Origin of the sequence: Streptomyces sp. NRRL S-455 (assembly GCF_000717875.1) — a bacterium.
Taxonomy (GTDB): Bacteria; Actinomycetota; Actinomycetes; order Streptomycetales; family Streptomycetaceae; genus Streptomyces.
Genome location: NZ_JOCT01000004.1, coordinates 789,426 through 802,912 on the forward strand (window position 1 = coordinate 789,426; position 13,487 = coordinate 802,912).

Genomic DNA, 13,487 nt, shown 5'->3' on the forward strand with positions numbered 1-13,487 from the left:
CATCACTCCGAGCCGTCGAAGGAAGTACCGATGCCCTCCAGCCCGCTCGCCTCCGTGCTGTTCGTCTGCGTTCACAACGCCGGGCGCTCGCAGATGGCTGCCGGATTCCTCTCCCACCTCGCGGGCGACCGGATCGAGGTCCGCTCCGCAGGCTCCGTCCCGGGCGACCAGGTCAACCCCTCCGCCGTAGAGGCCATGAAGGAGGTCGGCGTCGACATCGCCGGCGCCGAGCCGAAGATCCTCACCACCGAGGCCGTCCAGGCCTCCGACTACGTCATCACCATGGGGTGCGGCGACGCCTGCCCGATCTTCCCGGGCAAGAAGTACCTCGACTGGGCGCTGGAAGACCCGGCCGGCAAGGGCGTCGAGGCTGTCCGCCCCATCCGTGACGAGATCAAGACCCGCATCGAGGCCCTGATCGCCGAGATCGACGCCGCTCAGGAGGCGTGACCTCAGGACCGGCTCCGGGATACGCGAGGTCGTCTTCATCGAGAACCGCGCTTGAGCAAGGGGTGCGGTACCGCCCTCAGCCGTCGACGCACTTGGGGTACTTCGAGCCCCGGTTGCAGTCGTGGTAGTCGTACTTACTGACCCGGAACTCCGTCTCGTCGCCGGCCTTGGCGGGATCGACGACCAGGTAGAACTTCTTACCGTCCTTGATCTTGTCGGTGACCTTGCCCTCCGGGCCCTTGTCGAAGTCCTGCGCGCATCCGGCGAGCGCGAGGACACTCACTGCCACGAAAGCGGTGGCGTGGCGACGCATGTCATGCTCCGATCCTTCTGACGACCGGCACAGTCTAGGGGCGCCGATCTGGCTGACCGTCAGATCAGGTCCATCCGCTCTGACTTCGCACTTCACGGGCGCAGAAGATCAACTTCCTGCACGGGTCGGCCATAAACAGCGCCCGGGCTTCCGGGTGTCAGGCTCCATCCCCTTCCGCTTCCCAACTCCCGGCCACCGGCGCCGTCGTGGCCCGCGGGATCACATACGTCGGCAGGACGACGTGCCGCTCATGGTCCTGTCCCGTGTCCCCCGAGTCGTTGATGAGCTTCAGGGCGAGTTCCCCGGCCTCCCGCCCCATGTCCGACGGTGACTGCGCGACCGTGGACAGGTCGAACCAGTCGGCCAGCGGCTGGTCGTCGAAGCCGAGCACGGAGATGCGTTCGGGTACGGGGATCTGGGTCTTGCGCAGGTTCCAGATGAGGGCGACCGCGACCTCGTCCTGTTCGGCGAAGACGGCGGTCGGGGGCTCGCGCAGGCTCAGCAGGGCGCCGAGCGACTCGGCGGCGGCGCGCTTGCTGCCGGGCCAGGTGGACACCACCAGGTCGTCGTCGAGCGGAACACCCGCTTCGGTGAGCGCCTGCTGGTAGCCGAGCAGCCGCTCGTTGGAGCTGAAGGAGAAGCCGCTCACGCCCACCGTCTGGACGAAGGCGATACGGCGGTGGCCGAGGTTGAGCAGGTGCCGGGTGCCGCGCAGGGCGCCGGCCACGTCGTCGACGTAGACGCTCGGGCGCCCGTCGACGTGCTGGCTGACGTAGATCACCGGCATGCCGAGGTCGTCCAGCCGGGCGGTCTCCTCGTCGGTCAGGTCGAAGCAGAACACCAGCAGCGCGTCGGCGTTGCGGCGAGCCGGAAGGTGCTCGAAGAACGAGGTGCGCTCGGCCATGGCGGGGATCTCGTAGACGTTGAGCTGCATGCCAGCCGCCCGGAGCAGCGGGGCCAGGCTGGACAGGGCGGATCCCATGAACCACGAGTTGAGCGTCGGGACCAGCACCGCCACCGTCCCGGTCCGGCCCGTGACCAGGCTCGCGGCCTGCCGTGACACGGCGAAGTTCAGCTCGCGAGCGGCCTTCTCGACGCGGGCGCGGACCTCCGGGGAGACCGTGGACAGGCCGCGCAGAGTGCGGGAGACGGTGGAGGTGGAGACCCCGGCCCGTTCGGCCACGTCGGCCATGGTGGGGTGCCGCTGAGCTGGAGGCATGAGCGGACGGTAGCACAGGAATTCGCCTATTTCCCCACTGTCGTGACAGCGCTTTCACGTGGATGCGACCCCAGCTTTTACCTGATTACTCCGACGTAACGCATTGACTTCAGCAAACCGCACCCCTAGCTTGCAAGCGTTGTCCCGACGGCCTTGAACGCCTCGCGGTCAGGTTCGCAATCACTGCTTCTACCTGCATGTTTTCTTGCCGTATCTCGTGACAACGCAGTCTCACAAGCCGTGAACCCGGCTCCGCACGACCAGGAGAGACAGTGACGAACAAGACCACGACGAGAGCGGCCGCGCTCGCCGCCACCGGGCTTCTCCTCAGCGCCTGCGGCTCGTCCGGCGGCGGATCCGGGCAGGCCGGTACACCGTCGTTCGAAGGGCGCGGGCCCATCACCTACGTGGCCGGCAAGGACACCACCGGCACCGTCCAGCCGATGCTGGACCGCTGGAACAAGGCGCACCCGAAGGAGAAGGTCACCTTCATCCAGCTGCCGACGGACGCGGACGCGCAGCGCCAGCAGATGATCCAGAACGCGGAGACGAAGTCCGACGCCTACACGGTGCTGTCCCTCGACGTCGTGTGGACCTCGGAGTTCGCCGCCCACCAGTGGATCGACAAGCTGCCCGAGAAGCGGTTCCCGATGGGGAAGATGCTGAAGCCGGTGGTGGAGACCTCGAAGTACCGCGGCGGCCTGTACGCGGTGCCCAGCAGCTCGGACGGCGGCATGCTCTACTACCGCTCCGACCTGCTGAAGAAGGCCGGAGTCGCCCAACCCCCCGCCACCTGGGGCGAGATGACCGACGCCTGCGCCAAGGTGAAGAAGCTTCCCGAGGCGAAGGGCATGTCCTGCTACGCCGGACAGTTCCAGAAGTACGAGGGACTGACGGTGAACTTCGCCGAGGCCGTGCACTCCGCGGGCGGCCGGGTCACCGACGCGAACGGCCGGCCGGACGTCGACACCCCGGAGGCGAAGAAGGGCCTGGACTTCCTCGTCAAGTCCTTCAAGGACCGGACGATCCCCAAGGAGGCCATCACCTACCAGGAGGAGGACGGCCGCCAGGCCTTCCAGTCCGGCAAGCTCGTCTTCCTGCGCAACTGGCCGTACATGTACTCCCTGGCCCAGAAGAGCGGCATCAAGGGCAAGTTCGCGGTCGCGCCCCTGCCCGGTATGAACGGGCCCGGTTCCTCCAGTCTCGGCGGCCACAACATGGCCGTGTCCTCGTCGGCGAAGAACAAGGCGACGGCCCTGGACTTCATCGAGTTCATGACCAGCGAGGAGAACACCGCGACCTTCCTGAGGGACGCCTCCCTCGCGCCGCCGTACGCCGCGCTGTACGACGACAAGTCACTCATCAAGCAGTACCCGTACCTGCCGGTGCTCAAGGAGTCCGTCCTGCGGGCCGTGCCGCGGCCCAGGGTGGTGCAGTACGGGGACGTGACCTCGGCGGTCCAGCAGGAGGCGTACGCCGCCCTGACCGGTGAGAAGAGCAGCGCGCAGGCACTGAAGGACCTGCAGAAGGCGCTGCGGAAGACCGCGGCGGAGTGACGGCGCCATGACTCAGACGGATGCTTCGCCGGAGGCGACCGGCGCGGGCCGCCCCCGTACGAACGGCAGTCCTGTCGGCGTACGGACACGGCGGCCGGGCCGGGCCACCGCCGGGGCGGGGCGGCTGGCCGCGCTGCTGGTCTCCCCGACGCTGCTGGTGCTGACGGTCGTCGTGCTCTACCCGACGCTCATGGCGCTGAAGGAGTCGCTGTACGGGCCGAAAGGGCTGGATCCGGCGACCGGTTTCATCAGCGACACCGAGCCGTTCGTCGGGCTCCAGAACTACGCCGAGATCTTCGGCGAGGCCGGGGCGCGGTTCTGGAACGCCTTCTGGAACACCACGTTCTTCACCGTCGTCACGGTCGGACTGGAGACCGTGATCGGCGTGGCCATGGCCCTCATCATGCACAAGGCGTTCCGGGGCCGGGCCCTGGTGCGGGCCGGGATCCTGGTGCCCTGGGCGGTGCCGACGGCCATCTCCGGGCTGCTGTGGCGGTGGATCTTCAACAGCGACGGTGTCGCCAACGCGCTGATCGGGCAGCAGATCCTGTGGACCACCGAGGGCTTGCACGCCAAGGTCGCCGTCATCGTCGCCGAGGTGTGGAAGACGGCGCCCTTCATCGGGCTGCTGGTGCTGGCCGGACTGCAGGTCATCCCGAAGGAGGTCTACGAGGCGGCCCGCATGGACGGGGCCCGCCCGGTACGCCAGTTCTGGCACATCACCCTGCCGCTGGTGAAGCCCGCGCTGCTGGTGGCGGTGCTGTTCCGGTGCATGGACGCGCTGCGGATGTTCGACCTGCCCTACATCCTCGTCGGCGCGCAGAAACACTCCGTGGAGACGCTGTCGATGCTCGCGCAGAACGAGGCGTCCAACGTCCGCTTCGGTCCCGCCTCCGCGTACGCGGTGATCCTCTTCCTCTACGTCTTCCTGATCGCGCTCGCCTTCGTCCGGCTGCTGGGTACGGATCTGGTCGGGGGTGGCGGCGGCCGCGGGCGCCGGGGCTTCCTCCGCCGCGGGGAGGTGACGGCATGACGACGAGCACGGCGAAATGGCGGGGCGCGCTCGTGTACGCGGGCGTCGTCGCGGTGGTGGCGTACTGCCTGGCCCCGTTCTACTGGATGCTGGTCTCCAGCCTGCGCCGCACCGGCGACATCTTCGACACCACGCTCGTCCCGTCGCCGCTGTCCTTCGAGAACTACCGGGCGGTGTTCGACCCCGAGCAGGGCTTCGGACGCGCGCTGCTCAACAGCCTGGTCGTCGCGGGCATCACGACCGTACTGGCGCTGCTGCTCGCGACGTTCACCGCGTACGCGATGGCCCGCCTCGAGTTCCGCTTCAAGCGGCTGATCCTCACGCTGATCATCGCCACGTCGATGTTCCCGGTGGTGTCGATCGTCGTGCCGCTGCTGAAGCTGTTCACCGACATCGGCTGGATCAACACCTACCGGGCGATGATCGTGCCCAGCATGTCCTTCGCCCTGCCGCTGGCCGTGTGGAACCTGACCACGTTCTTCCGGCAGATGCCCGACGAACTGGAACACGCCGCCATGGTCGACGGCTGCACCCGCGGCCAGGCCTTCCGCAAGGTCATCGTGCCGCTCGCGGCGCCGGGCATCTTCACCACCGCGATCATCACCTTCATCGCCGCCTGGAACGAGTTCCTCATCGCCCTGTCGATGACCAACAAGCCCGGCATGCAGACCGCCACGGTCGCCATCTCCAAGTTCACCGGCGCGACGACGTACGAGACCCCCTTCGGCAGTCAGATGGCCGCGGGTGTGCTCGTCACCGTCCCGCTGGTGGTCATGGTGCTGTTCTTCCAGCGCCGCATCGTCGCCGGACTCACCGCCGGCGCAGCGAAGTAGTCACGCCCCGCCTCAGAAGGAGCCACGTGTCCCCGACCGCCCCCTGGTGGCGCAGTGCCGTCATCTACCAGGTCTACATCCGCAGTTTCGCCGACGGCAACGGCGACGGCGTCGGCGACATCGCCGGCATCCGCTCCCGGCTGCCCTATCTGAAGTCCCTCGGCGTGGACGCCATCTGGATCAACCCCTGGTACAAGTCGCCGATGGCCGACCACGGTTACGACGTCGCCGACTTCCGGGACATCGACCCGCGCTTCGGCACCCTGGCCGAGGCCGAGCAGCTCATCGAGGAGGCGCACGCGCACGGGATCCGCGTGATTCCCGACATCGTGCCCAATCACACCTCCGACCAGCACGCCTGGTTCCGGGCCGCCCTCGCCGCCGGCCCCGGCAGTCCCGAGCGCGAGCGGTACGTCTTCCGCCCCGGCCGCGGACCCGACGGTTCGCAGCCCCCGAACGACTGGGTCTCCTGTTTCGGCGGCCCGGCCTGGACCCGGCTGCCCGACGGGCAGTGGTACCTGCACCTGTTCGCACCCCAGCAGCCCGACCTGAACTGGCAACACCCGGAGGTGCGGGCCGAGTTCGAGTCGGTCCTGCGGTTCTGGTTCAGCCGGGGCGTGGACGGCTTCCGCATCGACGTCGCCCACGGCCTGATCAAACACCCGGAGCTGCCCGACCTGCCGCCGCGCCGGGACCCGGACGCCGGACAGCCCCTGCGGCACGTCGACCACCCGCACTGGGACCGGGACGAGGTGCACGAGATCTACCGGAGCTGGCGCAGGGTGGCCGACGAGTTCCCCGGCGACCGCGCCTTCGTCGCCGAGGCCTGGGCGGACACACCCGAACGACTGGCGGCGTACGTCCGCCCGGACGGACTGCACACCGCCTTCAACTTCGACTTCCTCATGTCGAGCTGGGCCCCGAAGGACCTGCGCGCCGTCATCGACGACTCCCTCGCCATGCTGGGCGCCGTGGGCGCACCGGCCACCTGGGTCCTGTCCAACCACGACGTCATGCGCCACCCCAGCCGCTACGGCCGCCGGACCACCAAGCGCTGGGTGGCCAACGAGACCTACCGCCCGGAGGGCCCCCTCGACCTGGAACTCGGCACCCGCCGTGCCCGGGCCGCCGCCCTGCTGATGCTCGCCCTGCCCGGCGGCGCCTACGTCTACCAGGGCGAGGAACTGGGCCTGCCCGAGGTCGAGGACCTGCCCGAGTCCGTCCTCCAGGACCCGACCTGGGAGCGTTCCGGCCACACCGACCGGGGCCGTGACGGCTGCCGCGTCCCGATCCCCTGGTCCGGCCGGATCGCCCCCTACGGCTTCAGCCCCGACGGCAGCACGGCCGAGCCGTGGCTGCCGCAGCCCGCCGACTGGGCCGCACTGAGCGTGGAAGCCCAGACCGGCGACCCGGACTCCATGCTGGAGCTCTACCGCACGGCCCTGCGCCTCCGCCGCGACAACCCCGCCCTCGGCGACGGCACCATGACCTGGCTGGACGCCCCCGAGGGCGTCCTGGCCTTCAGCCGCGAGCCGGGCTTCGTCTGCGTGGTCAACCTGTCGGCCGATCCGTACGAACCGCCCGCCCACTCCGCACTGCTGCTGGCCAGCGGCCCGCTCGAGAACGGCCGTGTGGGCCCGGACCAGGCGGTGTGGCTGACGGTCTGACATCGGTGAGGGGGAGGAGCCGCTCCGGCGGAGACCGACGAGGTGGCCCGCGCGGTACCCGGCTTCGTCCCGGGGCCGCCCGCGCGGAGCCGGCGCTCAGCGGTCGTCGCCGGCGATGCCCCCGCCCACCGTGAAACCGATGACCGTCCCGCCCCCGTCCCGGCGGAACGCGAACGGTGCTCCCCCGTGCGCCAGTGCCACCTCGCGGACGATGGACAGGCCGAGCCCGGAGCCCGGCAGGGAGCGGGCGTCGGCGGCTCGGTAGAAGCGGTCGAAGACGCGGGCGAGGTCGTTGTCGGTGATGCCGGGGCCGCGGTCGAGGACCTCGACGCGGATCGTGCCGGGGCGGGCGGGCCCCGCGACGACCAGCTCGATGGGGGCCGTGCCGCCCTGGTCGAACTTCACCGCGTTCTCGACGAGGTTGGACAGCGCCCGGGTCAGCATCCCGGGCCGCCCGTCGGTCGTGGTGTCGCCGCTCGCGCGGAGCACGATCCGCCGCCCGCTGCGACGCCGGGCATGACCCGCCACCTCCTCCGCGAGGTCGGCGACGTCCACCCGGCGCGGCGGCTCGGTGTCGGACTGCCCGGCCGCGAGATCGACGAGCTCGTTGACCAGGTCGGTCAGCTCACGGGCCTCCTGCCCCAGGTCGGCGACCAGTTCCTCGCGGGTCTTCGGCGGCAGCTCGTCGATCCGGCGGAGCAGGGAGATGTTCGTACGCAGCGACGTCAGCGGCGTACGAAGCTCGTGGCCCGCGTCCTGGACCAGACGGCGCTGGTCCTCCTCGGACTGCGCGAGCCGGCCCAGCATGCGGTCGAAGGCGCGGCCCAGCCGGCCCACCTCGTCGTGCCCCGCGACGGGCACCTGGATGCCGAGCCGGCGGGTGCGGGCGACATCCTCGGCGGCGTCGGTGAGAACGACCAGCCGGCGCGTGATCCGCCGGGCCAGCCACCAGCCGAACAGTCCGGCGGCGACCACGACCGCCGCCATCAGCACCAGCGTCCGCTGCTGCAGCGCCCGCAGCAGGTCCTCCACGTCGCTGAACTCCTGCGCGACCTGCACCGCGCCCCGGCCGCCGCCCAGGGAGACGGTCGCGACCCGGTAGACGTCGTCGCCCACGTCGACGTCCTTGTGCTCGGCCACCCGTCCGGACACCGTCGCGGCCGCGATCCGCACGTCGACGCCGACGACCGGCAGCCCCGGACTGCCCGGATCGACGATGCGGCCGTCCGGGCCGAGCACCTGCACATCGGTCCGGGCGGGCCGCACCAGGTCGTGACCGGGCGCGGCGGAGGAGAAGTCGCCGGGCGTCATGCGGTTCTCCCGCACCTCGTCCCGCAGGTCCTGCACGACCTCGTCGAACACGGTCTGCTGGTCCACCCGCACCAGCCGGGCCGCCGCGCTGTAGGACAGGATGCCGACCAGGATCGTCACGGCCGCCGTCACCGCCGCGAACGACACGGCGAACGTCGTACGCAGCGAGACCAGCTTGGGCCGCCGTCCGCTCAGGCGCCGGCGGAGGCGGCCCACTCAGTCCTCCCGCAGCACGTAACCCACGCCGCGCACCGTGTGGATCAGCGGGGGCGCGCCCGGCTCGTCCAGCTTGCGGCGCAGGTAGCCGACGTAGACGGCGAGGTTCTTCGACCCGGGGCCGAAGTCGTAGCCCCAGATGCGGTCGTAGATCGTGGAGTGGTCGAGGACGATGCCGGCGTTGCGGAGCAGCAGCTCCAGCAGCTCGAACTCGGTGCGGGTCAGTTCCAGCTCGCGGGGGCCGCGCCAGGCCCGGCGCGCCTGCGGGTCCATGCGGATCCCGGCGGCGTCGAGAAACCGCTCGGGGACCGGCTTGGGTGCCTCGGCCGCCGGGGTGGTCCCGACGCCCACGGGGCTGGTGCGGCGCAGCAGGGCACGCAGCCGGGCGAAGACCTCCTCGACGTCGAAGGGCTTCACGACGTAGTCGTCGGCGCCCGCGTCCAGGCCGGCGATCCGGTCGGCGGTCTCCACGAGGGCCGTGAGCATCAGGACCGGTGTCCGGTCGCCCTCGGCGCGCAGCACCCGGCACACCTGGAGCCCGTCGATGCCGGGCATCATCACGTCCAGGACGAGGACGTCCGGACGGTTGCGGTGGGCCTGCGCCAGTGCCTCGACACCGTCGGCGACCGCCATGACCTGGTAGCCCTCCAGGGTCAGGGCGCGCTCCAGGGCGTTGCGGATGGCGCGGTCGTCTTCGGCGAGCAGCACGGTGTGGGGCACGCGTCCAGTGTGCCAAGCCGCCGGGTCCCCCGACCCTGGCGAGCTGCGCCGGGGCGTCCTTCTTACTGGTCTCTCACCAGGGGGTCGGTCACTGCCGGGCGAGCCGGGCCGCGTGGGTCGGCGCGTCCGGCACCTCCGCCGGGCGGCCGACGGCGAACTCCTTGCGCAGCACCGGTACGACCTCCTCACCGAGGATGTCGATCTGCTCCAGCACGGTCTTCAGGGGCAGCCCGGCGTGGTCGACCAGGAACAGCTGGCGCTGGTAGTCACCGGCGTACTCGCGGAAGGCCAGCGTCTTCTCGATGACCTGCTGCGGGGAGCCGACGGTCAGCGGGGTCTGGTCCATGAAGTCCTCCAGCGACGGTCCGTGCCCGTACACCGGGGCGACGTCGAAGTAGGGCCGGAACTCGCGCACGGCGTCCTGCGAGTTCCGGCGCATGAACACATGGCCGCCCAGCCCGACGATCGCCTGCTCGGGGGTGCCGTGTCCGTAGTGCGCGTACCGCGTCCGGTACAGCTCGACCATGCGCTTGGTGTGGTCGGCCGGCCAGAAGATGTTGTTGTGGAAGAAGCCGTCGCCGTAGTACGCGGCCTGCTCGGCGATCTCCGGCGAGCGGATCGACCCGTGCCAGACGAACGGCGGCACGCCGTCCAGCGGGCGGGGGGTCGCGGTGAAGCCCTGCAGGGGCGTACGGAACTTCCCCTCCCAGTCGACGCCCTCCTCGCGCCACAGGCGGTGCAGGAGGGCGTAGTTCTCGATCGCGAGCGGGATGCCCTGCCGGATGTCCTGCCCGAACCAGGGGTAGACGGGGGCGGTGTTGCCGCGGCCCAGCATGAGATCCACCCGGCCGTCGGCCAGGTGCTGGAGCATCGCGAAGTCCTCGGCGATCTTCACGGGGTCGTTGGTGGTGATGAGGGTGGTGGCCGTGGAGAGGATCAGCCGTTCGGTGCGGGCGGCGACGTAGCCGAGCATCGTGGTCGGGGACGACGGCACGAACGGCGGGTTGTGGTGCTCACCGGTGGCGAAGACGTCGAGCCCGGCCTCCTCGGCCCTCAGCGCGATGGCGACCATGGCCTTGATCCGCTCGCGCTCGGTAGGTGTCCGGCCGGTGGTCGGGTCGGGCGTGACGTCGCCGACGCTGAAGATCCCGAACTGCATGCTGACTCACCCTCCAGTTTGTTTACACTTCAACCATACATCCGGGTGTGCGAGTCTGCCCGCATGCAGATCTTCCGCTCCGCCGCCCTCTTCGTCCTCGCCGCCCTGCTCGAGATCGGCGGCGCGTGGCTCGTCTGGCAGGGAGTACGGGAGAACAAGGGCTGGCTCTGGGCCACCGGCGGCGTCCTCGCCCTCGGCGCGTACGGCTTCGTCGCGACCTTCCAGCCCGACGCCCACTTCGGACGCGTGCTCGCCGCGTACGGCGGGATCTTCGTCGCCGGCTCGATCCTGTGGGGCGTGATCGCGGACGGCTACCGCCCGGACCGCTGGGACATCACGGGCGCACTGGTCTGTCTCGCGGGCATGGCGGTCATCATGTACGCCCCGCGAGGAGACTGAGCCGGGCCCGAGGCAGATCTCAGAACGGCTCGTCAGGCGACAGCAGCCCCAACTGCCCCAGGAAGTCCATCTCGTCGAAGTACAGCCGGTAGTCGACGATCCGCCCGTCCTTCACGGTGGCGATGTCCACCCCGCGGATCGCGACCTCCTTCTGCGTCGGGGGAAGCGTCTCACCGTTGGGCAGCTCCAGCGGCCCGGTGTTCCGCCCGCTGAAGATCCCCTCGTCGATGGCCGTGTCACCGACCTCGTACGAGTGCAACGCCCGGAACGTCGCCTCGGGAACCGCCTCCGTCATCGTCCGCCAGTACTCGACGATGGCGTCACGCCCGTGCAGCTCGCCCTCGTCAGCGGTGAAGGCGACCGCGTCCTCGGCGTACAGCTCGCCGATGACCTTCAGATCGGCGTGTGTGGTGACCGCGTCCGTGAGCCGGTCCATGACCTCACGTGCCTCGCCCATGATCCACCTCCGCAGGAAACAGGGGATCACCCGCCCCCATTCTCCCACCGCGGGGCCCGCCTATCCTGGCCGGAAGCCCTGCACCGGAAGCCCCGTACCGGAAGCCGTACCCGAAGCCGGCCCCGCAGACCACGCCCGAGGAGCTCCCATGGCCACCGCCGCCCCGTCCGCAGCCTCCCGCATCGCCGTCGTCACCGGTGCGAGCAGCGGGATCGGCGCCGCCACGGCCCGGCAACTCGCCGCCGCGGGCTACCGCGTCGTCCTCACCGCCCGCCGCAAGGACCGTATCGAGGCACTCGCGGAGGAGATCAACGCGGCGGGCCACCAGGCCACGGCCTACGCCCTCGACGTCACGGACCGCACGGCGGTCGACGAGTTCGCCACGGCGTTCCGGACCATAGGCGTCCTCGTCAACAACGCGGGCGGCGCACTCGGCGCCGACCCCGTCGCCACCGGCGACCCGGCCGACTGGCGGCAGATGTACGAGACGAACGTCATCGGCACGCTCAACCTCACCCAGGCACTCCTGCCCAAGCTGATCGCCGGCGGCGACGGCACCGTCGTGGTCGTCTCCTCCACGGCCGGCCACGGCACCTACGAGGGCGGCGCCGGCTATGTCGCCGCCAAGCACGGCGCCCACGTCCTGGCCGAGACCCTGCGCCTGGAGATCGTCGGCCAGCCGGTCCGCGTCATCGAGATCGCCCCCGGCATGGTCAAGACGGACGAGTTCGCCCTGACCCGCTTCTCCGGCGACAGGGAGAAGGCGGAGAAGGTCTACGAGGGCGTCGCCGAGCCCCTCACGGCGGACGACGTGGCCGAGACGATCACCTGGGCGGTGACCCGCCCCAGCCACGTCAACGTCGACCTGCTGATGCTCCGGCCCCGCGCCCAGGCCTCCAACACCAAGGTCCACAGGGACCTGTGACGGGTCAGCCCTTCACGCACACGACCTGCTTGAGCTTCGCCACGACCTCCACCAGGTCCCGCTGCTGGTCGATGACCTGCTCGATCGGCTTGTAGGCGCCCGGGATCTCGTCCACGACACCGGAGTCCTTGCGGCACTCCACGCCCCGGGTCTGCTCCTCCAGGTCCTTCGTCGAGAACCGGCGCTTGGCCGCGTTGCGGCTCATGCGCCGGCCCGCGCCGTGCGAGGCCGAGTTGAAGGACTTGTCGTTGCCGAGGCCCTTCACGATGTACGAACCCGTGCCCATGGAACCCGGGATGATCCCGTACTCGCCGGAGCCGGCCCGGATCGCGCCCTTGCGGGTCACGAGCAGGTCCATCCCGTCGTAGCGCTCCTCGGCCACGTAGTTGTGGTGCGCGCTGATCTCCGGCTCGAAGGTGGGCTTCGCCTTCTTGAACTCCTTGCGGATCACGTCCTTCAGGAGCGCCATCATGATCGTGCGGTTGTACTTCGCGTACTCCTGCGCCCAGAACAGGTCGTTCCGGTAGGCCGCCATCTGCGGGGTGTCCGCGACGAAGACGGCCAGGTCGCGGTCGACCAGGCCCTGGTTGTGCGGGAGTTTCTGGGCGATGCCGATGTGGTGCTCGGCCAGCTCCTTACCGATGTTCCGAGAGCCGGAGTGGAGCATCAGCCAGACAGAATCAGTCGAATCAGTACAGACCTCGACAAAATGATTTCCTCCGCCTAGCGTTCCCATCTGCTTTGTGGCGCGTTCCGCGCGGAATTTGACCGCCTCCGCGACCCCGTCGAACCGCCCCCAGAAGTCGTCCCACCCGGCCGTACCGAACCCGTGCAGCCGCCCCGGGTCGACGGGATCGTCATGCATCCCCCGCCCCACCGGAATCACCTGCTCGATCCTCGACCGCAGCCGGGACAGATCCCCGGGCAGGTCGTTCGCCGTCAGGGACGTCTTCACCGCCGACATGCCGCAGCCGATGTCGACCCCCACCGCCGCCGGGCACACCGCGCCCTGCATGGCGATGACCGAGCCGACCGTCGCGCCCTTGCCGTAGTGCACGTCGGGCATGACGGCCAGGCCCTTGATCCAGGGCAGGGTGGCGACGTTCCGGAGCTGCTGCAGTGCGGAGTCCTCGACCGTGGCCGGGTCGGTCCACATCCGGATCGGCACCTTGGCACCGGGCATCTCTACATACGACATAGCGTCCTCAATCCCCCGTAAGTCGAACAGA

The 13,487-nt window shown here is 69.9% G+C and carries 14 protein-coding genes; 7 read left to right on the forward strand and 7 right to left on the reverse strand.

The genetic code is table 11. The features are described from left to right. The first annotated feature begins 30 nt into the window (after positions 1 to 30). Positions 31 to 450 carry an arsenate reductase ArsC gene (locus IE97_RS0109335; protein ID WP_030234583.1) on the forward strand — a complete coding sequence of 140 codons (420 nt, stop codon included), beginning with the start codon at positions 31 to 33 and terminating at the stop codon, positions 448 to 450. A gap of 76 nt (positions 451 to 526) precedes the next feature. On the opposite strand, the gene IE97_RS0109340 is transcribed toward IE97_RS0109335, so the two are convergent. Both IE97_RS0109340 and IE97_RS0109345 read right to left on the reverse strand, forming a co-directional pair. After that, positions 527 to 763 carry a hypothetical protein gene (locus IE97_RS0109340; protein ID WP_030234586.1) on the reverse strand — a complete coding sequence of 79 codons (237 nt, stop codon included), beginning with the start codon at positions 761 to 763 and terminating at the stop codon, positions 527 to 529. A gap of 157 nt (positions 764 to 920) precedes the next feature. Then, positions 921 to 1,955 carry a LacI family DNA-binding transcriptional regulator gene (locus IE97_RS0109345; protein ID WP_037835708.1) on the reverse strand — a complete coding sequence of 345 codons (1,035 nt, stop codon included), beginning with the start codon at positions 1,953 to 1,955 and terminating at the stop codon, positions 921 to 923. Positions 1,956 to 2,254: 299 nt separating this feature from the next. On the opposite strand from IE97_RS0109345, the gene IE97_RS0109350 reads away from it, so the two are divergent. From IE97_RS0109350 to IE97_RS0109365, 4 genes are read left to right on the forward strand one after another with little or no spacing between them, the layout of a single operon-like run. Continuing rightward, positions 2,255 to 3,538 carry an ABC transporter substrate-binding protein gene (locus IE97_RS0109350; RefSeq protein ID WP_030234594.1) on the forward strand — a complete coding sequence of 428 codons (1,284 nt, stop codon included), beginning with the start codon at positions 2,255 to 2,257 and terminating at the stop codon, positions 3,536 to 3,538. Between the two features lie 7 nt (positions 3,539 to 3,545). Then, a complete protein-coding gene (locus IE97_RS0109355; protein ID WP_078603143.1) occupies positions 3,546 to 4,571 on the forward strand; it encodes a carbohydrate ABC transporter permease in 1,026 nt (341 codons plus the stop codon). Next, on the forward strand, positions 4,568 to 5,404 hold the full coding sequence (locus tag IE97_RS0109360; protein WP_030234601.1) for a carbohydrate ABC transporter permease: 837 nt from the start codon (positions 4,568 to 4,570) through the stop codon (positions 5,402 to 5,404). The genes IE97_RS0109355 and IE97_RS0109360 overlap by 4 nt, the downstream gene beginning before the upstream one ends. 26 nt (positions 5,405 to 5,430) lie before the next feature. Beyond that, the gene (locus IE97_RS0109365; protein ID WP_030234605.1) at positions 5,431 to 7,071 is read left to right on the forward strand and encodes a glycoside hydrolase family 13 protein; all 1,641 of its coding nucleotides are present in this window, start codon (positions 5,431 to 5,433) and stop codon (positions 7,069 to 7,071) included. A 96-nt stretch (positions 7,072 to 7,167) separates the two neighbouring features. Here IE97_RS0109365 and IE97_RS0109370 read toward each other — a convergent pair whose 3' ends face one another. From IE97_RS0109370 to IE97_RS0109380, 3 genes are all read right to left on the reverse strand, one after another. Further along, positions 7,168 to 8,598 (reverse strand): HAMP domain-containing sensor histidine kinase, encoded by a 1,431-nt coding sequence (locus tag IE97_RS0109370; protein ID WP_030234608.1) that lies wholly within the window; start codon positions 8,596 to 8,598, stop codon positions 7,168 to 7,170. Then, complete coding sequence (locus tag IE97_RS0109375; protein ID WP_030234611.1) at positions 8,599 to 9,318, reverse strand: response regulator transcription factor; 720 nt, start codon at positions 9,316 to 9,318, stop codon at positions 8,599 to 8,601. An 88-nt stretch (positions 9,319 to 9,406) separates the two neighbouring features. After that, positions 9,407 to 10,477 carry an LLM class flavin-dependent oxidoreductase gene (locus IE97_RS0109380; protein ID WP_030234615.1) on the reverse strand — a complete coding sequence of 357 codons (1,071 nt, stop codon included), beginning with the start codon at positions 10,475 to 10,477 and terminating at the stop codon, positions 9,407 to 9,409. A 63-nt stretch (positions 10,478 to 10,540) separates the two neighbouring features. On the opposite strand from IE97_RS0109380, the gene IE97_RS0109385 reads away from it, so the two are divergent. After that, the gene (locus IE97_RS0109385; protein WP_030234618.1) at positions 10,541 to 10,876 is read left to right on the forward strand and encodes a YnfA family protein; all 336 of its coding nucleotides are present in this window, start codon (positions 10,541 to 10,543) and stop codon (positions 10,874 to 10,876) included. A gap of 19 nt (positions 10,877 to 10,895) precedes the next feature. Here the strand turns inward: IE97_RS0109385 and IE97_RS0109390 are convergent, their stop codons facing one another. Continuing rightward, positions 10,896 to 11,333, reverse strand: a complete 438-nt coding sequence (locus tag IE97_RS0109390; RefSeq protein WP_030234620.1) for an ester cyclase — start codon at positions 11,331 to 11,333, stop codon at positions 10,896 to 10,898. A gap of 148 nt (positions 11,334 to 11,481) precedes the next feature. Here IE97_RS0109390 and IE97_RS0109395 point away from each other — a divergent pair, with 148 nt between their 5' ends. Next, a complete protein-coding gene (locus IE97_RS0109395) occupies positions 11,482 to 12,258 on the forward strand; it encodes an SDR family NAD(P)-dependent oxidoreductase (RefSeq protein ID WP_030234623.1) in 777 nt (258 codons plus the stop codon). Positions 12,259 to 12,262: 4 nt separating this feature from the next. Here IE97_RS0109395 and IE97_RS0109400 read toward each other — a convergent pair whose 3' ends face one another. After that, a complete protein-coding gene (locus tag IE97_RS0109400; RefSeq protein ID WP_030234636.1) occupies positions 12,263 to 13,456 on the reverse strand; it encodes an RtcB family protein in 1,194 nt (397 codons plus the stop codon). Positions 13,457 to 13,487 lie beyond the last annotated feature (31 nt).

What these genes read in the sequence shown, in the direction of transcription:
- IE97_RS0109395 (WP_030234623.1), top strand. Translation starts at nt 11,482, where the DNA reads ATGGCCACCGCCGCCCCGTCCGCAGCCTCCCGCATCGCCGTCGTCACC.
- IE97_RS0109345 (WP_037835708.1), bottom strand. Translation starts at nt 1,955, where the DNA reads ATGGCCGACGTGGCCGAACGGGCCGGGGTCTCCACCTCCACCGTCTCC.
- IE97_RS0109400 (WP_030234636.1), bottom strand. Translation starts at nt 13,456, where the DNA reads ATGTCGTATGTAGAGATGCCCGGTGCCAAGGTGCCGATCCGGATGTGG.
- IE97_RS0109340 (WP_030234586.1), bottom strand. Translation starts at nt 763, where the DNA reads ATGCGTCGCCACGCCACCGCTTTCGTGGCAGTGAGTGTCCTCGCGCTC.
- IE97_RS0109335 (WP_030234583.1), top strand. Translation starts at nt 31, where the DNA reads ATGCCCTCCAGCCCGCTCGCCTCCGTGCTGTTCGTCTGCGTTCACAAC.
- IE97_RS0109385 (WP_030234618.1), top strand. Translation starts at nt 10,541, where the DNA reads ATGCAGATCTTCCGCTCCGCCGCCCTCTTCGTCCTCGCCGCCCTGCTC.
- IE97_RS0109380 (WP_030234615.1), bottom strand. Translation starts at nt 10,477, where the DNA reads ATGCAGTTCGGGATCTTCAGCGTCGGCGACGTCACGCCCGACCCGACC.
- IE97_RS0109355 (WP_078603143.1), top strand. Translation starts at nt 3,546, where the DNA reads ATGACTCAGACGGATGCTTCGCCGGAGGCGACCGGCGCGGGCCGCCCC.
- IE97_RS0109390 (WP_030234620.1), bottom strand. Translation starts at nt 11,333, where the DNA reads ATGGGCGAGGCACGTGAGGTCATGGACCGGCTCACGGACGCGGTCACC.
- IE97_RS0109360 (WP_030234601.1), top strand. Translation starts at nt 4,568, where the DNA reads ATGACGACGAGCACGGCGAAATGGCGGGGCGCGCTCGTGTACGCGGGC.